The organism is Microterricola viridarii, assembly GCF_001542775.1.
GTDB lineage: Bacteria > Actinomycetota > Actinomycetes > Actinomycetales > Microbacteriaceae > Microterricola > Microterricola viridarii_A.
In genome coordinates, this window is sequence record NZ_CP014145.1 from 2,796,055 (window position 1) to 2,820,540 (window position 24,486).

Below are 24,486 nucleotides of genomic sequence, written 5' to 3' on the forward strand. Positions count from 1 at the left end.
CTGGCTCCTTGCGAATTCAGTGAGACGGTTTCGACAGGCTCAACCAGCGGATGGCCCGGAACCGACGGGGTTAGAACTGTTCGGCCTCGGTCGATCCGGCGAGGGCGAGGGTGGCGCTATCGGGGTTGAGCGCGGTGGCGATCCGGTCGAAGTAGCCGGTGCCGACTTCCCGCTGGTGACGGGTGGCCGTGTAGCCGGAGGCCTCCGAGGCGAACTCGGCCTCCTGCAGTTCGACGTAGGCGCTCATGTGTCGGGTGCCGTAGTCGTGGGCGAGCGTGAACATGGAGTGGTTGAGCGAGTGGAACCCGGCCAGCGTGATGAACTGGAACGCGTAGCCGAGCGCGGCCAAGTCCCGCTGGAAACTGGCGATCTGCGCGTCATTCAGGTGCCGCTTCCAGTTGAACGACGGCGAGCAGTTGTAGGCGAGGCGTTTGCCCGGGAACTCGGCGTGGATGGCCTCGGCGAACCGGCGGGCCAGCTCGAGGTCGGGCTCCGCACTCTCCACCCAGATCAGGTCGGCGTACGGCGCGTACGCGAGGCCACGGGCGATCACCGGTTCGATGCCGTTCTGCACGGTGTAGAAGCCCTCGGCGGTGCGCTCGCCCGTGATGAACGGTCGGTCGCGCTCGTCGTGGTCGCTGGTGATGAGGCTGGCGGCGAGAGAGTCGGTGCGGGCGATCACGATCGACGGAACACCGGCGACATCCGCCGCCAGCCGGGCCGCGTTCAGCGTGCGGATGTGCTGCCCGGTGGGCACGAGCACCTTGCCGCCCATGTGGCCGCATTTCTTCTCGCTGGCCAGCTGGTCCTCCCAGTGCACCCCGGCCGCCCCGGCCTCGATCATCGACGCCATCAGCTCGTAGGCGTTCAGTGGGCCGCCGAAACCGGCTTCGGCGTCGGCGACGATCGGCGCCATCCAGTCGATCGGCTCCCCGCCGGTTGAGCCGGTCGAAACCCCGCCCTCGGCGAACTCGATCTGCCCGGCGCGTAGCAGCGCGTTGTTGATGCGCCGCACGACGGCCGGAACCGAGTTCGCCGGGTAGAGCGACTGGTCCGGATAGGTCTGGCCAGAGAGGTTGGCGTCGGCGGCGACCTGCCAGCCCGAGAGGTAGATCGCCTGCAGCCCGGCCCGCACCTGCTGCACCGCCTGATTGCCGGTCAGGGCGCCGAGCGCCGCCACCCAGCGCGGGTCCTCCGGCGTGCCGTTGTTCTGGATCGCACCCCAGAGCTTCTCGGCCCCGCGCCGGGCGAGGGTGCGTTCCTCACGCACCGGGCCGCGCAGCGCGATCACATCGGCGGCGGTGTAGTCGCGGCGGATGCCGTCCCAGCGCGGGTCGGCCGCCCACTCCAGCTCAAGTTGCTCCGCGGTCTGCGTCTGGTCGCCGGCCCGGAACGAGTCGGGGGTGTTCTGCGCTGTCATGGTGTTCTCCTTCGAACGGTTCCCGGTGCCGGTGTCGCCTGCTGCCGACCCGCACCCGTTGTGGTCTGCATCCACTCTGCGGCCGAGGTGTCCGCCGCTCCCCCGGCTTGACGGGGTGAAGTTTCACGGAATTTCTGCGCGCCGGAATTCCTCCGCTTTCGACGGAGCTGCGCATTCGATTCGACGGTCTTCGCAACGAAATGGCTTTTTCGCAACGAAATGCATTGTGCAAATCACCGTTCCCAGATTGAATGACCAGAACGTTTGCAGCTATGGAGGTGCCGGTGACCGTTCTCGACGACCATGCCGAAGCGAGTGTGCCGGGCGTCCAATCCCAGTCGGGGGCCATCGAACTGCGGGGGGTCAGCAAGTTCTATGGCGAGACTCCCGCCGTCAACGATCTGAGCCTCGACATTGCTGCCGGTGAGTTCATCTCCCTGCTCGGCCCGTCCGGCTGCGGCAAGACGACGACGTTGCGCATGATCGCCGGCTTCGAACACCCGGATGCCGGCGACATCCTGATCTCCGGCCAGAGCGTGCTCGGCCAGCCGCCGTACCGCCGCAACGTGAACACCGTGTTCCAGGCGTATGCGCTGTTCCCGCACATGAGCATCGCCGAGAACGTGGCCTACGGCCTGCAGCAGCGGCGCACCCCGAAGGCCGAGATCCGGGAGCGCGTGGCCGAGGCCCTCGACATGGTGCAGATGCGCCGCTTCGCCGACCGCAAGCCGACGCAGCTCTCCGGCGGCCAACAGCAGCGCATCGCCCTGGCCCGCGCCCTCGTCAACCGGCCGGCCGTGCTGCTGCTGGACGAGCCGCTCGGCGCCCTCGACCGCCAGCTGCGCGAGGAGATGCAGCTCGAGCTCAAACTGCTGCAGTCCCGACTCGGCATCACGTTCGTCTTCGTCACGCACGACCAGGGCGAGGCGCTGTCGATGAGCGACCGCATCGCGATCATGCGCGACGGCCACATCGAGCAGCTCGCCGACGCCGACACCATCTACTCCTCACCCGCCACCGCCTACGTCGCCGGCTTCGTCGGCCAGCAGAACTTCCTCGCCGGCACCATCGTCGGCGATGTGCCGGGGGCCACCACACTGCAGACCCCGCACGGTCTGCTGCGGGCCGCGCGCACCGCCACCGGCAGCCCGCGGCTTCGCGTCGGCGATGCCGCGCAGGCCGCGGTGCGCCCCGAGTTCGTGCAGATCAGCGCGCGCACGGGCGCAGCGGATGCCAGCCAGGACGGCGCCAACCGGGTCGCCGGAACCCTGATCGGTGTCTCCCACCTGGGTGAGACCATGCAGTACCTGGTGCAGCTCGGCGGGGCGCACGGAGCGGGCACGCAGAGTGTGCTCGCCCGCCGGCCCACCCCCGAGGCACCGCGGCTCTCGGTCGGCGACACCGTCTGGTGCTCGTGGACGCCGGAATCCGTGATCATCTTCGCCGCCGACGACGAGCTGCCGGCCACGGCACACGTCGACCCACCCACCCTCTCATCAGCATCCGCCACCCCCGAATCCCCCATCGAGGAGCACTCATGACCGCCGAACGTTCACCGCTGCGCATCCTCGCCAGCTCGTCCGCTGCGCCGATCATCGCGCGCGAGCTCAGCCGCCGTCGCTTCCTCAGCTTCGCCGCCGCGGCGGGCGGCACCCTGTTCCTGGCAGCCTGCAGCAGCCCGGGCTCCAACGCTGGGTCCAGCGCGCAAGCCTCGGGCGGTCCGCTGGAGGACAAGCTCTCCATCTACACCTGGGGCGACTACGACGCCCCGTCCGTGCTCGAGGACTTCACCTCGGCGCTCGGGCCGGCCGTCACCCTGGACTCCTTCGCTTCCAACGAGGAGATGATCTCCAAGCTGGTCGCGGCCAAGGGCACCAGCGGCTACGACATCATCGTGCCGACCGGGCCGTTCATCCCGCAGATGGTCGAGAACGGGCTGCTCACCAAGCTCAACCCCGAGCTGATCCCGAACATCAAGCACATGGACCCGGCCTTCCTCGGCCAGGACTGGGACCCGAACAACGAGTACACGATCTGCAAGGCGTGGGGCACGACCGGCTTCGTCTACGACAAGACCGTCATCACGCGCGAGCTCACCAGCTGGGACGACTTCATCGACGCCGCTCAGAACGAGGCCAGCGGTAAGACCTCGGTGCTGGATGACCCAGCGCCGCTCGCCGGCATCTACTTCTGGTCGAACGGCATCGACTGGATGACGACCGACCCGGCCGAGCTCGACGCCTGCGAGAATTTCCTCGTCAACGAGCTCGCCCCGCACGTCACCGCCTTCGACTCCTACCCGGGCGGGGCCGCCATCCCGCAGGCCAGCCACGTACTGATGCAGGTGTGGAACGGTGACGCCCGGATCGGCATCCAGGAGAGCCCGGATCCCGAGCGCTGGCAGTGGGTGCTCGGCGCACCGGACACCGAGCTGTGGATGGACAACTGGGCCATCGCGGCGGGCGCCCCGCACCCGGAGGCCGCGCACGCCTTCATCAACTTCGTGTTGACCCCGGAGAACTCGCTCTCCGAGCTGGACTACATCGGCTACCACACGGGAGCGACCGACATCCAGCCCGCCGCCGAGGCGGCCGGGATCGAGATGCTCGACCTCGTCTTCTTCTCGCCGGAGCAGATCGCCACCATGCACACCGGCAAGGTCACCGAGGCTCAGCAGCGCATCGTCGACATCTGGAACAACACCAAGGCCGCAGCAGGCGCTTGATGGCGAGCCCCTCCGCCCCGCGCCGGCTGCCGGCGCCACTCCTGGCCTTCCCCGCGTGGGCCTGGCTGCTGTTCTTCTTCGTCGCGCCCGTCGGCATGGTGCTCTGGTTCAGCTTCGGCTACAAACCGGGCATCTTCGGCACGCACGCCAACGATGTGCTCTCCTTCGACCGCTACATCGAGGCGCTCTCGCCTACCTTCTTCGCCACCTTCGTGAACACGCTCTGGGTCGGCCTGGCCGGCACGGCGCTCTGTCTCGTGATCGGAGCCCCGGTCGCCTACTGGATGGCCGTCAAGGCGCCGATGAACCGCCGCGGACTGCTGCTGGCGCTCGTGATGGTCCCCTTCTGGACCAACTTCCTGGTGCGCACCATCGGCTGGCAGGTGATCCTCGCGCCGGAGGGCTGGCTGTCCACACTGCTGCAAGCGGTCGGGCTGCAGGAGGGGCCGCTCGAGCTGCTCTACACGCGCACCGCCGTGCTTATCGGCGTCGTCTACAACTACCTGCCGCTGATGATCCTGCCGTTGTTCGTTGCCTTCGACCGGGTCGGCGGCCCCCTGCGTGAGGCCAGCAAGGATCTGGGCGCGAACCGCATCCGCACGTTCACCCAGATCACCGTGCCCCTCGCCCAGCCCGGCATCGTTGCCGGTGTGCTGCTGGTCTTCATCCCGCTGATGGGCGACTACATCACCGCCACAGTGCTCGGCGGCGCCAAGGGCAACATGATCGGCCAGCTGGTGGCCAGCCAGTTCCAGACCGCGCAGAACTGGGCCCTGGGCTCGGCGATGGCCGTGCTGCTGATCCTGGTGATCGCGCTCAGCGTCGCCGCCGGCGCCGTGCTGCTCTGGCTCATCACCTGGCCGTTCCGTTCCCGTCGACGACTGGTGTTGGGAGAAGCGTCATGACCGACCTCCAGGCGAAAACCGAGCTCCATGCGACGCGGGCCGTGGCGGTCGCTGCAGGTGAGCGCCCGCCCAAGAGGCACCGCACCCGCCGTTCCGCCGCAGACATCAGTCTCACGGTGTGGAGCGTGCTCGTCTTCCTCTTCCTGTTCGCCCCGATCATCGTGATCATCGCGTACTCCTTCAATGTGGGCCGGCTTCTCGTCTCCTGGGACCACTTCGGATTCGAGTCGTTCGGGGCGATCGTGACCAAGCCGGCGATCCGGGAGGCCGTGCTGCTCTCGATCCGCACCGGCCTGATCGCCGCGGTGCTGGCGACCGCGCTCGGCACACTGGCGGGCATCGCGATGGCACGGCGCCCCGGCAAGTGGGTGTTCTGGTTCATCGGGCTGCTGCTGCTCGTCTCGGTGACGCCAGAGATCGTCGACGCCGTTGCCCTGCTGCCCTGGCTCGTCTTCCTCGGCCAGGACCTCGGACTCGGCATCTTCAGCGATGGTGTCGTGCGCCTAGTCATCGGCCACTCGTTGTTCTCGACGGCGATCGTCGCCTACATTGTGCGGGCCAGGCTCGTCGGGCTGGACGCGCAGTTGGAGGAGGCATCCGCCGACCTCTATGCACCGCCGCTGCGCACCTTCTGGCGGGTCACCCTGCCGTTGGCGCTGCCGGCCGTGCTCGCCGGCGGGCTGCTCTCGTTCACACTGAGCCTCGACAACACGATCGTCGCGGCGTTCGTGCAGGTCTCCGGCACCACGCCTTGGCCGGTGTACGTGCTGAGCGCGTTGCGTAGCGGGCTCCGGCCCGAGATCGCGGCGGTGTCGACGATCATGCTCGTGCTCACGCTGTTCGCCCTCGCCATGGTCGCCGTCGTACTGCGCCGGGCCGGCGACTCCGCCACCCAGATCGCACGCACCATGGCGGGCAGCTAGCGCCCCACCCGCCGGACGAGTCGCCGGGCACAGAACGGCAAACCCGAAGGAGTAGAAATGACCTCAACCGACGCCGACCTGGTCTTCTCCGGAGGCACCGTCTTCACCGCCAACACCGTGCGCTCCACGGCGAGCGCCGTCGCGGTGCGCGGCGGGCGCATCATCGCCGTCGGGCACGAGGAGGTGCGCGAGCTGATCGGCCCGCACACCGAGCTCGTGAACCTGGCGGGACGCCTGCTCGTGCCCGGCTTCCAAGACGCCCACGTGCACCCGGTTTGGGGCGGGCTCGACCTGATGCGGTGCAACCTGGCGGATGCCAACACGCGCACCGAGTACCGCTCGCTCATCGCAGAACACGCCCGCAACAACCCCGACACCGAATGGGTCCTGGGCGGTGGCTGGAGCATGTCGATGTTCCCTGGCGGTACCCCGCTGGCATCCGACCTGGACGACATCGTCGGCGACCGGCCGGCCTTCCTGGTCAATCGCGACGGCCACGGCGCCTGGGTCAGCTCGCGCGCCCTGCAGCTGGCCGGCATCGACCGCAACACCCCTGACCCGGCCGATGGCCGCATCGAACGGCTCGCCGACGGGTCGCCGTCCGGCACCCTGCACGAGGGCGCGATGGCCCTGGTGAACAGGCTGCTTCCGCCGGTGGGAACCGCGGGCATGCGTGAGGCGCTGCTCACCGGGCAGCGCTATCTGCACTCGCACGGCGTGACGGCCTGGCAGGATGCCATCGTCGGCAGCTACGGCGACGCCGACGACCCGGCGCCGAGCTACCTCGCGGCTGCCCGCTCCGGCGAGCTCACCGGCCGCGTCGTCGGCGCACTCTGGTGGGACCGCAGCCGCGGGCTGGAGCAGATCGACGAGCTGGTGGCCCGGCGGGCCGAACTGCACTCCGGGCGCTTCGTCGCGACCAGCGTCAAGGTGATGCAGGACGGCGTCGCCGAGAACTTCACGGCCTCCATGCTGGAGCCCTACGGTGACGGCCACGGGCACCCGAGCGACAACTCCGGGATCAGCTTCGTGCCGCCGGAGATCTTGAACGAAGCCGTCCCGCTGCTCGACGAGCTCGGCTTCCAGATGCACTTCCACGCCATCGGCGACCGTGCCGTGCGGGAGTGTCTGGATGCCGTCGCCGTCGCCATCGAGCGCAACGGGCGGGGCGACAACCGGCACCACATCGCGCACCTGCAGGTCGTGCACCCTGACGACGTGCCACGCTTCCGTGAGCTTGGCGTCGCCGCGAACATGCAGTCGCTCTGGGCGACGCTGGAGCCGCAGATGGTCGACCTCACGCTGCCGTTCCTCGGCACGGCGCGCTCCGCGTGGCAGTACCCGTTCGGCGACCTGCTGCGCTCCGGCGCCGTGCTGGCCGCCGGCAGCGACTGGTCCGTGTCGACGCCGAACCCGCTCGCCGCCATCCACACGGCGGTGAACCGCCAGGCGGCTCCCGGCTACGAGGAGGGCGACTACGAGCCGTTCCTGCCCGAGCAGGCCATCGACTTGGCCAGCTCGCTCACCGCGTACACGGCCGGCTCCGCCTGGATCAACCATCTGGAGGACGTCACCGGCACGATCGAGGTCGGCAAGTTCGCCGACCTCGCCGTGCTGAGCCGCGACCCCTTCGCCGGCCCCAAGGAGGAGATCGGTCTCACCACGGTCGAGCAGACGTTCATCGACGGCGAGCGCGTCTTCGGCGTCTAGCCGCCGCCTCCACTGGCGCGCGGGTACGCCCCGCCTCCCGTTGGCTCCCCGGCTTCGGGCGCTGCGCTGCTCGTTCCTCGCGGCGCGGCCCCCTCAAGCCGACGTGCACACTCCCGTTGGCTCGAGGGAACGCCAGTCACCCGACCCGCGCTGCCCTGCCCCTCCCGTTGGCTCGAGGGAGCGCCAGCGACCGAAGCCAACACCCGCCACCGACGAAAACAGAAGTTCCCGCATTCTTCTGTTTGCGGCATCCGCGGGCCCGTGACAACATCGGTGCATGATCACCGCCGATCGCACCACCGATGAGCCCACGGATGCCGATACCGACGTCGACGCGCTCACGCTCGGCCGCCGCATCCGGCAGCGCCGCGCCGCCCTCGGCATGACCCTCGAACAGCTGGCCGCCGCCATCGAACGCGCCCCCAGCCAGGTCTCGACGATCGAGAACGGCAAACGGGAACCGCGGCTCTCCATGCTCCGCACCATCGCGCTGGCCCTGGACACCAGCGTCGAAGAGCTGCTGCGCGCCGACGCCCCCAGCCCACGCGCCGCACTGGAGATCGCCGTCGAGCGGGCCCAGCGCGGACCCGTCTTCGGGGCGCTCGGGCTGCCCGCGTTCCGCGTCGGCAAAGGCCACAGCGACCAGACCTTGCAGACGATCCTGACCCTGCACAACGAGATCGACCGGCTGCACCGCGAGCGCGCCGCCACCCCGGAGGAGGCCCGGCGGGCCAACGCCGAGCTGCGGGCAACGATGCGCGCCCGCGACAACTACTTCGCCGAGTTGGAGAGCGCGGCATCAACCCTGCTGGCCGCTGTCGGGCACACCGGCGGCCCCGTCTCGCAGCAGATGGTCGCCGACATGGCCAGCCACCTCGGTTACTCGCTGCACTACGTCGGCGACCTGCCGCACTCGACCCGCTCCGTCACCGACAAGCGCAACGGCCGGGTCTACCTGCCGACCGCCCAGTCGGCCTCCCGGGACTCCCGCTCACCCATCCTGCAGGCCCTGGCCAGCCACGTGCTCGGCCACGAGGAGCCGCGAAATTACGCGGATTTTCTGCGGCAGCGCATCGAAACCAACTATCTGACCGCGGCGACTCTGCTGCCGGAGCAGGCCACGGTCCGCTTCCTCAACGAGGCCAAGAACCTGCGCCGCATCTCGATGGAGGAGCTGCGCGACGCCTTCGCCGTGTCGTATGAGACGGCAGCGCACCGCTTCACGAACCTGGCCACCGCTCGCCTGGACATCCCCGTGCACTTCATGAAGGTGCACGAGTCGGGCACCATCATCAAGGCCTATGAGAACGACGCGGTGCGCTTCCCGAGCGACGCGCTCGGCGCCGTCGAGGGCACCATCGTCTGCCGCAACTGGACGGCGCGCACCGTGTTCGACGTCGAGGACCGGTTCAGTCCCTGGTACCAGTACACCGACACCCCCAGCGGCACGTTCTGGTGTACCTCCCGCATCGAGAAGGCGAAGGAGGGCGAGTACTCGGTGAGCGTCGGAGTGCCGTTCGCGCACGTCAAGTGGTTCCGCGGCCGGGAGAGCACGCACCGGGCGGTGTCGCGCTGCCCCGACGAGTCGTGCTGCCGCCGCGCGCCGTCCGCGCTGGCCGAGCGCTGGGCCGAGCAGTCCTGGCCGGCCGCCCGCACGCCGACGAGCCTGTTGGCGGCGTTGCCGACGGGCAGCTACCCCGGCGTCGACCAGACCGAAGTGTTCCAGTTCCTCGAGGCGCACGCACCCCGCTAGGACGGTTGCCCTCCCCCGCTCAGGCTGTTGTCCCGCCCCCGCTGGGGCAATGCCCCCCTCCCCCGCTGGGGCAATGCCCCTCCCCCCGCTGGTCGAGTAGCGAGGAACGAGCGTATCGAGACCTCGCACGAGGCTCGGCTTCCCCCGGGAAACCGGGCCTCGATACGGCCCCGGCGGGCCTGCGCGACCCACGACGGAATGCGGCATTGGCTTCGGTCGCTGGCGACCCCTCGAGCCAACGGGTGGGGTTTCGACAGGCTCAACCAACAGGAGGTTGACCGCTAGAGCCGGGTCAGCCCCGTCACCCGCACGACGGCCTCGCCGGCTTCGTCGGATGCCGCCAGGTCGACCTCGGCGGTGATGCCCCAGTCGTGGTTGCCATCGGGGTCGTCGAGGATCTGGCGCACCTTCCAGGTCGTGGCCGATTCTTCGATCATCAGAAGTCCGGCGCCGCGGGCATCCGCCCCGGTCAGGATCTCGTCGTGCTCGTCGTAGTAGGCATCGAGCGCCTCGCCCCACTCGGTCTCGCCGAAGCCGTGCTCGGCGTCGAGTTCGCCGAGGGCCACCGCGTCGTCGCGCGCCGCCAGCTGCACCCGGCGGAACAGCTCGTTGCGCACCAGCACGCGGAACGCCCGCGCATTGCTGGTGAGCCGCTTCGGGGCCGGTGGCACCACCTCGTGCTCATGCGCGGCGTGGGCCGCGGCATCCGGGTGCACCATCTCGTTCCACTCGTCGATCAGGCTGGAGTCCACCTGCCGCACCAGCTCGCCGAGCCACTCGATCAGGTCGTGCAGGTCCTCGTTCTTGAACTCGTCTGGGATCGTCTGCCGGGCGGCCCGGTAGGCGTCGCTCAAGTAGCGCAGCACGACGCCCTCTGAACGGGCCAGCTTGTAGAAGGCGATGAACTCGCCGAACGACATCGCCCGCTCGTACATGTCGCGCACGACCGACTTGGGCGACAGCTCGAAGTCGGCGATCCACGGCTGGGCCAGCTTGTAGGTGTCGAACGCGGCCTCGAGCAGCTCGCCGAGCGGCTTCGGGTGCGTGACCTGCTCCAGCAGCTCCATCCGCTCGTCGTACTCGATGCCCTCGGACTTCATGGCGGCAACGGCCTCGCCGCGTGCGACGAACTGCTGCTGGCTGATCACCGGGCGCGGGTCGTCGAGCGTCGCCTCGAGGATCGAGAGGATGTCGAGGGCGAAGGAGGGGGAATCCGGGTCGAGCAGTTCGAACGCGGCGAGCGCGAACGGCGACAGCGGCTGGTTGAGGGCGAAGTTCGGCGGCAGGTCGACGGTGAGGCGGATCTGGATCTCGCGCTCCCCGCTGGTCGACGATCCCCCGCTGGTTGAGCCTGGACCCTCCTGAGCTTGTCGAAGGGTCGAAACCTCCCACTGCTCAACGATGCCGGCCTGGCGCAGCGTGCGGTAGATGCCGAGCGCCCTGCGGGCGAGCACCAGCTGGTTGCGCCACGGCTCGTGGTTGTCGAAGACGAGGTCGTGCAGGTGCTGGTAGACGTCGCCGCCACGCCCGATGACGTTGATCATCATGGCACTGGTGATCTGCATCCGGGAGCTCAGCGCCTCCGGCTCGGCGTCGATCAGCTTGCGGAAGGAGGGCTCGCCCCACGAGACGAAGCCGTCCGGCGCCTTCTTGCGGATGATCTTGCGGCGCTTCTTGACGTCGTCGCCGGCCTTCTCGATGGCCTTGATGTTCTCGCTCTCGTGCTCCGGCGCCTGGGCGACGACGGTGCCGGCCGTGTCGTAGCCGGCTCGCCCGGCGCGGCCGGCGATCTGGTGGAACTCGCGCGCGGTGAGGTGCCGCATCCGCTGCCCGTCGTACTTGGTCAGCGCGGTGAGCAGCACGGTGCGGATCGGCACGTTGATGCCGACGCCGAGGGTGTCGGTGCCGCAGATGACGCGCAGCATGCCGCGCTGGGCAAGGGTCTCGACGAGGCGGCGGTACTTCGGCAGCATGCCGGCATGGTGCACGCCGATGCCGGCCCGCAACAGCCGGGAGAGGGTCTTGCCGAAGCTCGTGGTGAAGCGGAACTCGGCGATGAGCTCGGCGATCTGCTCGCGCTGCTCGCGGGTGGCGATCTTGGCGCTGGAGAGCGACTGGGCGCGCTCGAGGGCGGCCGCCTGCGAGAAGTGCACGACGTAGATCGGCGACTGGCCGGTCGTCAGAAGCTCCTCGACGGTCTCGTGGATCGGCGTCGTCTCGTAGTAGAAGTGCAGCGGCACCGGGCGCTCCACGCCGGTGACCTCGGCGGTCTCGCGGCCGGTGCGGCGGCTGAGGTCGTCGGCGATGGCGCGGGTGTCGCCGAGCGTGGCCGACATCAGCACGAACTGAACGCGTGGCAGCATGAGCAGCGGCACCTGCCAGGCCCAGCCGCGGTCGGGGTCGGCGTAGAAGTGGAACTCGTCCATCACGACCTGGTCGACCTCGGTGTCCTCGCCGTGGCGCAGCGCCTGGTTGGCGAGGATCTCGGCGGTGCAGCAGATGATCGGGGCGTCCGGGTTCACCGCGGAGTCGCCCGTCATCATGCCGACGTTCGCCGCGCCGAAGATCTCGACGAGGGCGAAGAACTTCTCGCTGACGAGTGCCTTGATCGGCGCGGTGTAGAAGCTGCGCTTGCCCGCGGCGAGCGCGGCGAAGTGGGCGCCGACGGCCACCAGCGATTTGCCGGTGCCGGTCGGGGTGCTGAGGATCAGGTTCGAGCCGGAGACGATCTCGAGCAGCGCCTCTTCCTGCGCCGGGTAGAGCGTCAGGCCGCGGTCACGAACCCAGTCCTCGAAGACGTCGAAGACGGCGTCCGGTTCGAGTGCGTCGACTTCGAAGGACCCGGATGCCGCACGCGGCAGTCGATCGAGCAGCGGGGTTGTCTCGATCGTCATGGGTTCAAGTCTAGGCGGGAGGCCCTGCCGGTTGAGCCTGTCGAAACCCCTGTCAGGCAGTGGAAGACTGTCTCCATGACGATTATCGCCTCGGCCGACGGTTCAGCACTTGGAAACCCCGGTCCGGCCGGCTGGGCCTGGTACGTCGACGACGACTGCTGGGCGGCCGGCGGCTGGCCGCACGCCACCAACAACCAGGGCGAGCTGACCGCGGTGCTCGAGCTGTTCCGTGCCACGGCACACCTCGACGAGGATCTGCACGTGCTCTGCGACAGCCAGTACGTGATCAACTCGATCACCAAGTGGATGCCGGGCTGGAAGAAGAAGGGCTGGCGCAAGGCCGACGGCAAGCCGGTGATGAACCTGGAGATCCTGCAGGAGCTCGACGCCGCACTGGCCGGCCGCCGCTACCGCTTCGAGTGGGTCAAGGGCCATGCCAACCACCCGATGAACGAGGCGGCGGATGCCCGGGCGCGCGCCGTGTCCGAGGCGTTCCAGAACCGCTCCCCCATCCCCACCGGCCCGGGCTGGACCCGCGGCGGCGCCCCGGCGGCAGCGGCCCCGGTCGCGGCAGCGCCCGTGACCCGCGCCCCCGCGGCATCCGCCCCGGCCACCATGCAGCCCGACCTGTTCGACTTCGACGACCTCACCGACGAGGCCGAGGGCGCTGAGGAGGCCGGCTGGCAGCAGATCAGCCTGACGCTGAGCGTCGACGAGCACGCACGACTGCTCGGCCGGGCCCGCGACCACGGTGTCAGCCCGGAGGAGTTCCTGCGCAGCCTGATCTAGCGCCGACCTACGATCAGGCGGGCAGCGCCTGCGTCTGCCCGCGCTGCACCTTCACCCAGGTGAAGAAGCCCCAGAGGGTGAAGGCACCGTAGAAGATGAACAGGATCGCCGAGGCGTAGTACCCCGCGCTCAGCAGGAGCGGAACGCCGACGATGTCGACTGCTACCCAGATCAACCAGAACTCTGTCCAGCCCTTGGCCATGCCCCACGTGGCCAGCAGCGAGCCGACGAAGATCCAAGCGTCGGCCCAGACCGGCTCGAAGGAACCCAGCGCGGTGAAGATGGGGGTGAGGATCGCCGTGCCGACCACCATCGCCACGACGAGCGCGACCCGGATGCGCGCCCCAGCCCAGCGCGGCTGCACGGCCACGCTCATGCCGGTGGCGACGTCGACGCGGCGGCGGGTCTGCGACCAGCGCACCCAGCCGTAGACGGACACGGCGATGAACATGATCTGCCGGCTGGCCTGGCCCAGCAGGTTGACGGGGTTCGGTGTGCCGAAGACCGCGCCGAGGAACACCGTGAACAGCAACGCATTGCCGACGATTCCCACCGGCCAGGCCCAGATCTTGCGGCGCATGCCGCCGATTGCGCTGGCGATGCCGAAACCGTTGCCGATCACCTCGCGCCAGAGGATGGTCTGGTCGCCGATGACGAGCTGGGCGTCAAAGAGCCATTCGAGCACGTTCATGCGGTTTAGAGCCCGGGGGTGCGGCGATTCGGGTCCGGCCGGTTCAGCTCGGCTTTCGCCTTCGCCTGTGCGGCGGCGTTCACGACGGCGGCCTCCTCCGCGGCAAGCTTCTTGTCCCGGCGCTTCTGCAGGATCCGCTCGATCCAGACGCCGAGCAGTCGCCAGCCGATGAGGAACGCGCCGAGCGTCAGCGTCGCCACGATCACGAACGCGATGTCGGTGCCCTGCCCAGAGATGGCGCGCAGCGCCATGCCGCCGGCCACCGTGACCAGCCAGATGAGCACACCCGTCGGCCAGATCCGATCCGGCGAGCGCCAGGCCCGCGTCACGAGCCAGCCGAGCAGCAGCGCGGCGAAGAACGGCCAGGCCGTCTGCCAGGTTCCGGCGATGTCGAAGGTCTCGTCGTGGCTGCGCCGCCCGATCAGCACGAATGCGAACACCAGGATCAGGTCGATCAGCAGGTCGGGGAACACCTGGGGGCGTGCGGAACGAGGCTCAGACATTACTCCAGTGTATTTCGTGCCGGTCGGATGCCGCTGGGTGCCGCCCGCGCCGGCCCGTTCTTCATTACGCCACAAGGCGGTCCAGACCCGCGCGAAACCGGGGCGAACTCTGCTCGTCATCTGCAGGACATCCAGAGCCCCTACGCTCATGTCAGAAGTGATGCACTGTGGCGGCCGACCGGCCGCCAGAGCCGACCTGGGGAGGACGTCGATGAGCGAGCGGGGATACAAGATCGAGCATGAAGTGGCCGCAGAGCCGGAGTCGCCCGCGCTGCACGCGCTGCGCCAGCAGGCCCTGTCCGAGATCGCGCAGGACATCGAGCTGCACAGCGCCCTCGGTGAGGAACCGCTGCTCTTCCTGCCGGCCCTCCCGACCCTCGACGAGCAGGTCGTGCTCGACCAGTACCGCGAGCGCAGCACGCTGCCTGAGCTGGCCGCGGCACGAGCCCGCGCCTATCACCCTGCAGCCCGGCCGGGTGCGGCCGAGGAGTATGAGTTCGGTGTTCTGCGGGCGATCGCGCTGGAATACCCGGCGCTGAGCGCGGCGGCGTGGCGATTGATCGACCGGGCGCCCCGCCTGCTCGGCCGCGCCGGCTAGCCCGCGCCTGCTAGCCCGCGCTTTTCGCGATGTGCGGGAACTGCCCAGGTACGACCACGCATCTGAGCGGCTCAGTCTTGTGGGACAACGCGTTCGGCGGCTAGCGGCCAGAGCGCCCGCCGTCCCGGTCATCCCCGACGGCGGGGCCAACCGCCAGCAACGCGGCGAGTTCGGAGGCGTCTGTCACGGGCAGGCGGCAGACGAACTGCTCGCAGAGGTAGCTCGTCGCCCGGCCGCCCTGGGCCCGCCGGCCGGCGAAGAGCTCGAAGCCGGCCGCGGCGAACGCCTCCGCCTGCGGTTCACTGAGAGTGATGCTCAGCGAGACGGATGCCGCGCCCCGCCGCGCCTCGACGAGCAGCCGCTCGGCGTCTGCGGTCACGGCCGGAGCAGCGCCAGCCACGGTAACCACATTGACCAGTTGCACCACGGGGCGCCGCAACCGCTCCGCCACCGTCAGCAGACCGCCGTAGCCGAGCGGGCGCTCCGGGGCGTGCGGCCCGACGAGCGAAACCGCGGCCTCGGCCGCCTCCCGGTAGCGCCGGTCCCCGCTCAGCAGCGAAAGATCGAAGGCGGCTGATGCCAGCGCGCTGAGGCCCGACGGGTATGCGCCCTCCGAGGCATCCAACTTGAGCGCCATTCCCTGCGCGGCGAGCACGTCCTCCGCGCCGCCCGGTACGGCGAACGGCAGGCCGCTCGGCCCGGCCTCTGCCAGACAGGCATCGACGAGTTCACGTGCGAGGACCGCATAGCGGGCCTCCCCGCTGGCACCGGCCAGGGCTAGCAGGCCGCCGGCCAGCATGCCGTAGTCCTCGAGCGTGGCCGGGGCGGCAGAGACGCGGTCGCCCCGCGAGGCCCGCAGCAGAATCCGCGGATCGCTGTCCTCCGGTCGGCGCAGGTGCAGCCGGATCAGCGCCTCGGCGGCGTCGCGCGCGCCGTCGACCCACTCGGGCCGCTGCAGCGCGGCGCCGGCCCGCGCCAGCGCTGCAATGGCGAGTCCATTCCATCCGCTCAGCACCTTCTCGTCGAGCGCCGGCGGCACGACCTCTGCCCGCGACTCCTCGTCCAGCGCGTAGTAGCCGCCCTCGCTGCGCCGGCCGTCGAGCATGCTCTCCGAGTCCTGCGCGCTGGCGAAGGCCCCGCCCGGCAGTCGCAGCACGTCGAGCAGGAACCCGGCCAATGCCGCGCTCAGCGTCTGTGCCCAGTGTGCGCCCTGGTCGTTCTGGGCGGCGCGCACCGCGGCGTCCAGCAGCAGGGCGTTGTCGTAGAGCATCCGCTCATAGTGCGGGTCGCCCCAGTCGCGCCGGGTCGCGTAGCGGAAGAAGCCGCCCTCGACCGGGTCGCGCAGCGGGGAGGCCCCCATCAACTTGAGCGTGCGTGCGCCGAGCTCGGCGCCGTCGGCGCGCTCCAGCAGGAAGCCGAGGGCTGGGGCGACCGGGAACTTCGGCTCGGCGAAGTGCGGCGGCGCGCCGAAGCCGCCGTAGACGGGGTCTTCGAGCGCCGCCAGCGCGGCGACCGCCCGCGCCAGATCGGCCTCGGTGGGCAGCCACCGGGTGGGGCTTGGGCCGGCCGCGGCCAGTGCCTCTGCCACGGCCTCCGCGGTCGCGTCCACCGCGTCGCGGCGGCTTGTCCAGGCATCCGACACCGCGTTCAGCACATCGCGGAAGCCGGGCAGCCCGCCGGCCGCCACCGGTGGGAAGTAGCTGCCGGCGAAGAAGGGGTGACCGCCAGGGGTGGCAAAAACGGTGAGCGGCCAGCCGAGGTTGCGGGTGAACGCCCCGGCCGCTGCCATGTAGCTGGCATCGACGTCCGGGTGCTCCTCCCTGTCCACCTTGATCGCGACGAACTGGGCGTTCAGCTGGGCGGCGGTCGCCGGATCGCTGAAGCTCTCCCTGGCCATCACGTGGCACCAGTGGCAACTGGAGTAGCCGATCGAGACCAGCACGGGCACGTCGCGGCGGGCGGCCTCGGCGAAGGCGTCGGCGCCCCACGGCCACCAGTCGACGGGGTTGTCGGCGTGGGAGCGGAGGTAGGGGCTGATCGCACCGGCCAGTCGGTTCGCCATGCCCTCAGCCTAGGCCGCGTGCGGTGCGGTCACACCCCGTGCCGCACGACCCGCACGACCGCCTCGGCCAGGGCCAGCGTCGGATCAACGACCGGCACGGTGAGCTCAACACCCTCGAGGGCGATCGGCAGCTCGGTGCACCCCGCGATCACCAGTTCGGCGCCCGCCTGCACGAGCTCTCCCGCCGCCTCGGTAACCAGCGCACGCGTCTGCGCATCGATGACGCCGGCCTTCACCCGGGCGATGCCCGCCATCACCCGGAATTCCTGGGCATCGGCCGTCGGCACCACCGGTATGAGGCCGTGCCGGCGCAACGCCTCGTCGTAGAGCAGACTCGCCTGCGTCCCGGTGGTGGAGAGCAGCCCGACGTGCAAGGCGTTCGGATGCCGCGCGCGGATGCCGAGCACCGTCTCCTCGATCATGTGCACGAAGGGCAGGCCGACCGCGCTGGCGATTCGCGGGATGAACGCGTGCGCGGTGTTGCAGGGCACCGCGATCACCGAGGCCCCGCCCGCGCGCAATCGCAAGGCCCCCGCCAGAAGCAGCGGGGTCGGGTCGACGCCGCCGTGGAGCAGTGCCCCGGTGCGGTCGGGGATCGTCGGGTCCGACCAGATCAGCGTGCGCAGGTGCTCCTGGTCTGTGCGGGCCGGGGTGGCACGCACCAGTTTCGCGTAGAAGTCGGCCGTTGCCGCCGGCCCCATTCCGCCCAGGATGCCGACGATCCGCCCGGGCTCGTTGACGGCCGGGATGTCGACGGCCTGGTCGACATCCCGGATTCTGTTGGCCATGAGGCTCAGAGAACCTTGTCGAGGAATGCGCGCGTGCGCGGGGACGAGGCGTCGGAGAGCACGCGGTCCGGCGCCCCGGATTCGATGATCGTGCCCGCGTCGAAGAAGCTCAATGTGTCGCCCACCTCGCGGGCGAAGCCGATCTCGTGCGTCACGACGACCATGGTCATGCCGCCGAGCGCGAGCGCCTTCATCGACTCGAGCACCTCTTCCACTAGCTCGGGGTCGAGCGCGCTGGTCGGCTCATCGAACAACATCAGCGTCGGGTCCATGGCGAGCGCCCGCGCAATGGCGACCCGCTGCTGCTGGCCACCGGAGAGCTGGTGCGGGCGCTTGGCGGCGTGAGCGGCGAGGCCCACGCGGTCCAGCTCCTCCAGGGCACGGCGGCGGGCGGCGACCTTGTCCATCTTGGCGACGTTGACCAGGCTCGTGGCCACATTCTCTGCCGCGTCGAGGTGCGCGTACAGGTTGAAGCGTTGGAAGACCATGCCGATGCCGGCACGGAACTTCGCGAAGTCGCGGTCGCGCCAGGGGCGGTAGCTGCCGCCTTCCAGGCTGTATCCGACCTGGCTCCCCGCCACTTCGAGCCCGCCGGCATCCGCCGTCTCCAGCGCATTGATGCAGCGCAAGAAGGTCGACTTGCCCGAGCCGGATGGGCCGATGATGCAGCTCACCTCACCGGCCCGCACCTCGAAGTCGACGCCGTTGAGCACCTTGTTGTGGCCGAAGCTCTTGGTCACGCCGGTCGCCCGGACGAGTGGTTCGGTCATCGGGTCGTCACCTTCTCTGAGATGGTTGCAATGGCCTCTGTCGACGTCTGCGCCTGCTGACCGTTCCGCAGGAACTTCTGCACGAACCCTGGCCCGCGCACGAGGCGCACCGCATCGGATCCGAATCGCCGCTCCAGTTTGGACTGGAAGAACGTTGCGATGGCGGTGAGCAGCATGTACCAGAGGCTCGCCACGATCAGCAGCTCGATGATCAGGTTGTTCTGCTTGTAGATCTGGCTCGCGTTGGTCATCAGGTCGCTGCCGGCGACGACGACGACGAGTGATGTGGTCTTGAGCATCGAGATGAACTCGTTGCCGGTCGGCGGGATGATGATGCGCAAGGCCTGCGGCAGCACGATGATGCGCATGGTCTGCATGTGCGTCATGCCGCCGGCCAGGGCGGCCTCGGTCTGGCCGCGGTCGACGGCCTGGATGCCGGCGCGCACCGTCTCGGCGAAGTACGCCGCCAGGTTCAGCCCGAGGCCGAGCAGCGCCGCCATGAAGCTTGTCATCACTTGGTTGGTGTCCCACTGCACGCCGATCTGGGTGAAGGGGATCTGCAGGGTGAGGTACGGGAACAAGAACGCGAGGTTGTACCAAAAGATGAGCTGCACCAGCACCGGCGTGCCGCGGAAGAACCAGATGTACCCGGCGGCAATCCACTGCAGCACGGGGTTCGTCGCGAGTTTCATCACCGCGAGCACGACTCCGAGGCTGAGCCCGATCACCGTCGCCAGGATGCTCATCCAGATCGTGACAACGACTCCGTCGAGAATGCGCGGGGAGAACAGGTAGTCAAAGACCCGGTTCCAGCGGATGTTCTCGTTGAAGATGATGGCGGTGGCGAGCCAGACGACGACCAGTACCGCGAGGGTACCGACGATCCAGCGGCCAACGTGCCACCGTGGGGTGATGGGGGTCTCAGAGCCGTCCGCGCCGAGAATCGGTGCGGTACGCCGGTGTGATGCAGTCATCCGTTCTCCTACTGCCCGTCGTTGACGATGGCGGAGTCCACGGCCATCTGCGATACGCCCCACGCGTCGAGGATCGCGCCGTAGGAGCCGGAGTCGATCATCGACTGCAGCGCCTTCTGGATCGCGTCGACAAGCTCGGTGTTCTTCTTGTCGATCGCGATGCCCCAGGGGCTCTCGCCACCGTCGATGGCGATGGCCTCGAGGCCGGAGTCGGCCTCGGCCGCGCGGTGCACGGCAACCGGGTAGTCACCGATCGTGGCGGCGGCACGGCCGCTCTTGACCGCGAGGATCGCCTCAGAGTCACCTTCGAACTTGAGGATCTCGATGGCACCCTTGCCGTCGGTTGCGCACTGCGCGTCGAACTCAGCGGCGAGGTCTGCCGAGGAGCCGTTGTCGACGACGGAGACGATCTGGCCGCACAGGTCGGCCGGGACGGCGATGCTGCTCGGGTTGCCCGTCTGCACCAGGAACGCATTGCCGGCGCTGACGTAGTCGACGAACGACATCGTCTCGCGGCGGGCCTCGTTGTCGGTCATCGACGACATGACCATGTCGAAGCGTCCGGTGAGCACGCCCGGGATCTGGGCATTGAACTCCTGGTCGGTGATCTCGAGGTCGACGCCCAGCGTGCGAGCGAGTCCGCGCGCCAGCGACGGGTCGACGCCGACGATGACCTTGCCGTCTGCGCCCCACATCTCCATGGGCGGGTAGCCGACGGACGTGGTCAGCTTGATGCCGTTCGTGCGCAGCGAGTCCGGCACCGTGAGCGAGGTGTCGGGCTGGATGCCCTCGATGACACTGGCTGCGAGGTCTTCGGCGGGAGCGGTGATGAGCACTGCATCACTGGCCTCGGCCGGGCCCTCTGTGCCGCCAATCGACTGAGCGCCGCAGGCCGTCGTGCCGAGCAGGACCGCGCCGAGCACGAGCGCGAGTGCGCCGCGGGCGGGAGTGATGGGGAAACGCATAGTGTGACTCCTCATTTCTTGTTCCGGATCGCTCCGGGCTGTGTGTGTTGCTTGGGGGAATTGTGAGGCGGCTAGCGCTGGAAGCGCACGGCGCCGCCGACGACGGTAGTGAGGACAGCGATGTCGCGCAGCGACTCCGGCTCCGCGGCGAAGGGATCGTCCTCGAGCACGATGAAGTCGGCGAACTGGCCGGGAGCAAGCCGCCCAACCTTGTTCTCCTGGCCCGCGGCGTAGGCTCCGCCGTACGTGTACGCGGAGATGGCCTCTGCAACGCTCAGCCGCTCGGCCGGCTCCCATCCTCCGGCAGGTTCACCAGACTCACTCTGCCGTGTGACGGCCGCGTGGATGCCGTGCATCGGCGTCGGATCTTCGATGGGGGCATCCGACCCGAACACGAGCTGCGCGTCGGCCTCGGTCAGCGAGCGCCAGGCGTAGTTGCCGAGCTCGCGGCCGGCCAGCAGCGCGTTCGCGAGCGGGATGTCCGAGGTGCAGTGGGTGGGCTGCAACGACGGCAGAATGCCGAGCTCGGCGAAGCGCGGGATGTCGGCATGCCGAATGTGCTGGGAGTGCTCGATTCGGTTGCGCAGGCCGCGCTCGGCCGAGATCGCCCGAATCTCTTCGTACGCGTTCAGCACCAGGTGGTTGGCCTCGTCGCCGATGGCGTGTGTGGCCACGGCGATCCCGGCGGAGGCCGCCTTCCGGGCGAGCGCGACGAGTTCGGGGTAGGCGACGATCTCGATGCCGTGGTTGCCTTCCTCACCAGCGAAATCCTCACCCATGTGCGAGGTGTGCGAGCCGAGGGCGCCATCCGAGAAGATCTTGACAGGACCCGTCGTGAACCAGTCGTCGCCCTGGCCGGTGTAGCGGCCTTCTGCGATGGCGCCGTCGAGGTGCTCCAGCGGGATCATCTTGTGCACGCGCAGGTGCAGCTCGCCGTCGGCCTGCATCTGCAGGTAGGCCTCTCGCACGTCTTCGGCGTCGATGTCGTGCACGCCGGTGAGTCCGAGCGAGAGCAGGTGCGCCTGTGCGCGCTTCAGCTGGGCCAGCAGGTCCGCAGCGTAGGCGACGTTCTGCAGATCGCGCAGCGGGTATCGAGCGGCTTCCCGCAGGATCCCGGTCGGCTCGCCGGCGGCGTCCCGCACAATCTCACCCCCGACCGGGTCCGGGGTGTCGCGGGAGTAGCCCACCGCCTCGAGAGCGAGGGAGTTCGCCCACATGGTGTGGCCGTCGACGCTGGGCAGGGCGATGAGGCAGCCATTGCTCACGGCGTCCAGCGCGTAGCGGTCGGGCTGCACGGGCACCTCCCAGGCGTTGGAGTCCCAGCGGCCGCCGACGATGAACGTGCCGGGCTCACGGGTGGCCACGTAGCTGCTCACCCGGTCCAACGCCTCGGCGAGGCTCGTGCAGCCGCGCAGGTTCAGCGCGTCGAGCTCGCGGGCGATCGCGCCGGTGTGGATGTGAGCGTCGATGAAACCGGGGATGACGGCCGCGCCGACGAGGTCGACAACTTCCACGTCGCTGTCTGCCTCGGCCGCCGCGATGGCGTGCTGCCCGGTCGCGGCAATGACCCCGTCGACGACGAGGAGCGCGTCCGTGGGGGGCGGACTCCGCAACCATCGTGTGAATCCGGGGGTGGCGAAAGAGCGTAGAAACCATCAGTTTTCCTTGCGAATGCGAGGGCGTACGTGCGAATGTGTTGAAAGATTATGGGAAACTACGGGCAATACACAGCCCTGGGGCTCGACACCTTGCCACGCTGAGCATAAGGAACGCTAATGATCAATCCGATTCACCTGCGCACACTGCTGGAAACCGTGCGTCTCGGTTCCTTCGCCGCCGCCGCGAACCGGCTCGGCTACACGGCCTCGGCGGTGTCGCAGCAGATGGCGGCGCTGGAACGCGCCGTCGGGGTGCCGTTGTTCGAGCGATCGGGGCGCAGCGCACATCCGACGGAGGCAGCGACGGCGATGTCGCGGCATGCGGTTCGCGTGCTGGCCGACATCGACGCCCTGCTCGCGGCGACGTCGAGCGCGCACGGGGCGATCACGATGGAGCTGAGGCTGGCCGTGTTCCCCAGCCTGGCCAGGCCCCTGCTGGCGCGGATGCAGAATCGGCCGGAGTGGGAGCGTTCCGACGTCGAGCTGCGGTTCTGGGTCGCCGACCCGTCGCCCACCATTCGCGAGATCCGCGCTGGCCGCGAGTTCGACGTCGCTCTCGTCTATCAGGTCGGCAACACGGCGCTCACCTGGCCGCAGTCGGTGCAGCCGGAATGGCTGGGGGATGACGAGTACCGCGTTGTCGTGCCGACGGCGTGGGGTTTCCACGCCCACGAGCCGGTGACGATCCACCAGCTGGCGAACCTGTCGTGGGTGGCGCACCACCCGGGCACCAGCGACGCGGCCATCATCGATCGACTCTTCCGCGGGCACGACCTGCGCCCGCGCACCGTCGCCAACTCTGACGACTACACGGTCACCTTGCAGCTTGTCGCAGCTGGCCTGGCCGCCTCCTTCGTTCCCGAACTCGCGCTGCACCAGCTGCCGGATGGCGTGACCGTGCTCGACGTTCCCGAGCTCAGGCTGGCCCGCCGGGTGTTCGCACTGGCACCGACCGATGGGCCGAGGCCGGCGACGGGTGCATTCCTCGCCGCCGTCTCCGAGATACTCGCAGAACTCGGGGCCGCTCGCCCCGTGCCGGCCTGATCAGAACCTTCCGCCCTGATCAGCGCTTTCCGCCCCGAGCAGAGCTTCCGCCTGATCAGACGTCGGCGCGTGGGATGGTGCCGATTTCGCGCTCCCAGCCGAGCCCAGCCGCCAGCACCTCGTCTTCGGTGCGTCCGATGATCTGCAGGTTGCCGATCGCGAGGGCGGGCAGGTCCAACGCAGAGAATGGGGCGACGAGACGGCCCAGGTCGTCGCGGTAGGTAAGCTCGTCGCTGCCGACGGCCGGGGTCGGGCAGCCGAGGGTGTCACTGACGAGCAGGTCGTAGCCCTCCATCCGGAGCAGCGTCTCCTCACGCAGCGTCCGAAGTGCGGCCAACGCGGCCTGGTGGCGCTCGGACGAGACGCCGGCCGCACCGGCCAGCTTCGCTCGTACGTTGTCGCTGTACGCCTCGGCGGAGCGCGGGTAGGTGCCCTCGTGCGTCCTGCTCACCTCGGCCCGGAACGCCGTCCAGAACGTGTCGAGCACGCCGTCCGGCAGTGAGAACGGGCGCAGCTCAGCGCCGGCGGCGCGCAGCGGTTCCGCCGCCGCCGACCCCTCGAGCACGCCGACCACCAGGCCGCGGAGCGGCCGGGCCGCGGCGACGGGCTCACCGCTCAGCACGGACCAGGCGAGCGCCGTGTCGGTGACGGATGCCGCCATCGGCCCAACCACGTCGAAGGAGGGCGCCAGCGGCGCCACTCCAGCTCCCGGAACCCGGCCGGTGCGGGGGCGCAGGCCGACGACGCCGCAGCAGGCGGCCGGCATCCGGATCGATCCGGCCGTGTCGGTGCCGAGGCCGATCCGAGCGATGCCGGCGGCGACGGCCGCAGCGGTGCCGCCGCTGGAGCCGCCGGGGATCAGGTGCGGGAACTGTGGGTTCAGCACGTCTCCCCAGTGCGGGTTCTCGTTGCTCACGCCGTAGGCGAACTCGTGCAGGTTGACCTTCGCGACCAGGGCGGCGCCGGCGGACTCCAGCAGTGTCACGCAGGGTGCCGTCGCCAGGGCGTCAACCCCGCCGTAGAGGGCGGAGCCTCGGCTCGTCGGCAGCCCGGCGACATCGATCATGTCCTTGACGGCGAAAGTGAAGGCCTCAAGCAGCCCGGCCTGCGGCATTGCCCGGCGCGCACGCTCAAGAGTCGCGGTGATCACGATGTTCGAGGAGCTGTGCGCCTGAAGCGCGAGCGCAGAGACCTCAAGAGCACGGACAGTGTCGGCAGTGGGCATCCACACATCATGCACCACGTCGACGGCACGTTAACGCAAGAAGGCCGCCCTGCGGCGGCCTTCTCCTGTGTTGCCTAACTTCACGGTGC

20 protein-coding genes are annotated in these 24,486 nt (G+C 69.3%); 9 read left to right on the top strand and 11 right to left on the bottom strand.

Annotation, left to right across the window (positions count from 1 at the left end):
- Positions 1-70: 70 nt before the first annotated feature.
- Complete coding sequence (aceA, locus tag AWU67_RS12785; protein WP_067229719.1) at positions 71-1,420, bottom strand: isocitrate lyase; 1,350 nt, start codon at positions 1,418-1,420, stop codon at positions 71-73.
- Positions 1,421-1,704: 284 nt separating this feature from the next.
- Here aceA and AWU67_RS12790 point away from each other — a divergent pair, with 284 nt between their 5' ends.
- The 6 genes from AWU67_RS12790 (at position 1,705) to AWU67_RS12815 (ending at position 9,436) form a co-directional block, all read left to right on the top strand.
- Positions 1,705-2,961 carry an ABC transporter ATP-binding protein gene (locus AWU67_RS12790; RefSeq protein WP_335339011.1) on the top strand — a complete coding sequence of 419 codons (1,257 nt, stop codon included), beginning with the start codon at positions 1,705-1,707 and terminating at the stop codon, positions 2,959-2,961.
- The gene (locus AWU67_RS12795; protein WP_067229725.1) at positions 2,958-4,145 is read left to right on the top strand and encodes an extracellular solute-binding protein; all 1,188 of its coding nucleotides are present in this window, start codon (positions 2,958-2,960) and stop codon (positions 4,143-4,145) included. Before AWU67_RS12790 ends, AWU67_RS12795 begins: the two co-directional genes overlap by 4 nt.
- Positions 4,145-5,050 (top strand): ABC transporter permease, encoded by a 906-nt coding sequence (locus AWU67_RS12800; protein WP_067229727.1) that lies wholly within the window; start codon positions 4,145-4,147, stop codon positions 5,048-5,050. The genes AWU67_RS12795 and AWU67_RS12800 overlap by 1 nt, the downstream gene beginning before the upstream one ends.
- The gene (locus AWU67_RS12805; RefSeq protein WP_082716975.1) at positions 5,047-5,973 is read left to right on the top strand and encodes an ABC transporter permease; all 927 of its coding nucleotides are present in this window, start codon (positions 5,047-5,049) and stop codon (positions 5,971-5,973) included. Before AWU67_RS12800 ends, AWU67_RS12805 begins: the two co-directional genes overlap by 4 nt.
- Positions 5,974-6,030: 57 nt before the next feature.
- Entirely contained in the window at positions 6,031-7,683 is a 1,653-nt protein-coding gene (locus AWU67_RS12810; protein WP_067229730.1) for an amidohydrolase, read from the top strand.
- A 277-nt stretch (positions 7,684-7,960) separates the two neighbouring features.
- Positions 7,961-9,436 carry a helix-turn-helix transcriptional regulator gene (locus AWU67_RS12815; RefSeq protein ID WP_067229733.1) on the top strand — a complete coding sequence of 492 codons (1,476 nt, stop codon included), beginning with the start codon at positions 7,961-7,963 and terminating at the stop codon, positions 9,434-9,436.
- Between the two features lie 281 nt (positions 9,437-9,717).
- Here the strand turns inward: AWU67_RS12815 and AWU67_RS12820 are convergent, their stop codons facing one another.
- Positions 9,718-12,330, bottom strand: a complete 2,613-nt coding sequence (locus AWU67_RS12820; RefSeq protein ID WP_082716976.1) for a DEAD/DEAH box helicase — start codon at positions 12,328-12,330, stop codon at positions 9,718-9,720.
- Between the two features lie 75 nt (positions 12,331-12,405).
- Here AWU67_RS12820 and AWU67_RS12825 point away from each other — a divergent pair, with 75 nt between their 5' ends.
- Positions 12,406-13,119, top strand: coding sequence for an RNase H family protein (locus AWU67_RS12825; protein WP_067229735.1), 714 nt, complete (start codon positions 12,406-12,408; stop codon positions 13,117-13,119).
- 13 nt (positions 13,120-13,132) lie between these two features.
- Here the strand turns inward: AWU67_RS12825 and pnuC are convergent, their stop codons facing one another.
- Together pnuC and AWU67_RS12835 are read right to left on the bottom strand one after the other, a co-directional pair.
- Positions 13,133-13,810 (bottom strand): nicotinamide riboside transporter PnuC, encoded by a 678-nt coding sequence (gene pnuC, locus AWU67_RS12830; RefSeq protein WP_067229742.1) that lies wholly within the window; start codon positions 13,808-13,810, stop codon positions 13,133-13,135.
- A 5-nt stretch (positions 13,811-13,815) separates the two neighbouring features.
- On the bottom strand, positions 13,816-14,313 hold the full coding sequence (locus AWU67_RS12835) for a DUF3054 domain-containing protein (RefSeq protein WP_082716977.1): 498 nt from the start codon (positions 14,311-14,313) through the stop codon (positions 13,816-13,818).
- A 211-nt stretch (positions 14,314-14,524) separates the two neighbouring features.
- On the opposite strand from AWU67_RS12835, the gene AWU67_RS12840 reads away from it, so the two are divergent.
- Positions 14,525-14,911, top strand: coding sequence for a hypothetical protein (locus AWU67_RS12840; RefSeq protein WP_067229744.1), 387 nt, complete (start codon positions 14,525-14,527; stop codon positions 14,909-14,911).
- Between the two features lie 100 nt (positions 14,912-15,011).
- Here AWU67_RS12840 and AWU67_RS12845 read toward each other — a convergent pair whose 3' ends face one another.
- The 6 genes from AWU67_RS12845 to AWU67_RS12870 form a co-directional block, all read right to left on the bottom strand.
- The gene (locus AWU67_RS12845; protein ID WP_067229746.1) at positions 15,012-16,973 is read right to left on the bottom strand and encodes a thioredoxin domain-containing protein; all 1,962 of its coding nucleotides are present in this window, start codon (positions 16,971-16,973) and stop codon (positions 15,012-15,014) included.
- Positions 16,974-17,002: 29 nt separating this feature from the next.
- A complete protein-coding gene (locus tag AWU67_RS12850; protein ID WP_067229756.1) occupies positions 17,003-17,761 on the bottom strand; it encodes an aspartate/glutamate racemase family protein in 759 nt (252 codons plus the stop codon).
- Positions 17,762-17,766: 5 nt separating this feature from the next.
- The gene (locus AWU67_RS12855) at positions 17,767-18,531 is read right to left on the bottom strand and encodes an amino acid ABC transporter ATP-binding protein (RefSeq protein WP_067229759.1); all 765 of its coding nucleotides are present in this window, start codon (positions 18,529-18,531) and stop codon (positions 17,767-17,769) included.
- The gene (locus AWU67_RS12860; RefSeq protein WP_082716978.1) at positions 18,528-19,505 is read right to left on the bottom strand and encodes an amino acid ABC transporter permease; all 978 of its coding nucleotides are present in this window, start codon (positions 19,503-19,505) and stop codon (positions 18,528-18,530) included. Before AWU67_RS12860 ends, AWU67_RS12855 begins: the two co-directional genes overlap by 4 nt.
- An 8-nt stretch (positions 19,506-19,513) precedes the next feature.
- A complete protein-coding gene (locus tag AWU67_RS12865; protein ID WP_067229762.1) occupies positions 19,514-20,470 on the bottom strand; it encodes an ABC transporter substrate-binding protein in 957 nt (318 codons plus the stop codon).
- Between the two features lie 71 nt (positions 20,471-20,541).
- Positions 20,542-22,083 (bottom strand): amidohydrolase, encoded by a 1,542-nt coding sequence (locus AWU67_RS12870; RefSeq protein ID WP_234407254.1) that lies wholly within the window; start codon positions 22,081-22,083, stop codon positions 20,542-20,544.
- Between the two features lie 162 nt (positions 22,084-22,245).
- On the opposite strand from AWU67_RS12870, the gene AWU67_RS12875 reads away from it, so the two are divergent.
- Positions 22,246-23,172: a LysR family transcriptional regulator gene (locus AWU67_RS12875; RefSeq protein WP_067229765.1), complete on the top strand. Its 927-nt coding sequence runs from the start codon at positions 22,246-22,248 to the stop codon at positions 23,170-23,172.
- 55 nt (positions 23,173-23,227) lie between these two features.
- Here the strand turns inward: AWU67_RS12875 and AWU67_RS12880 are convergent, their stop codons facing one another.
- On the bottom strand, positions 23,228-24,397 hold the full coding sequence (locus AWU67_RS12880; protein ID WP_067229769.1) for an amidase: 1,170 nt from the start codon (positions 24,395-24,397) through the stop codon (positions 23,228-23,230).
- Positions 24,398-24,486 lie beyond the last annotated feature (89 nt).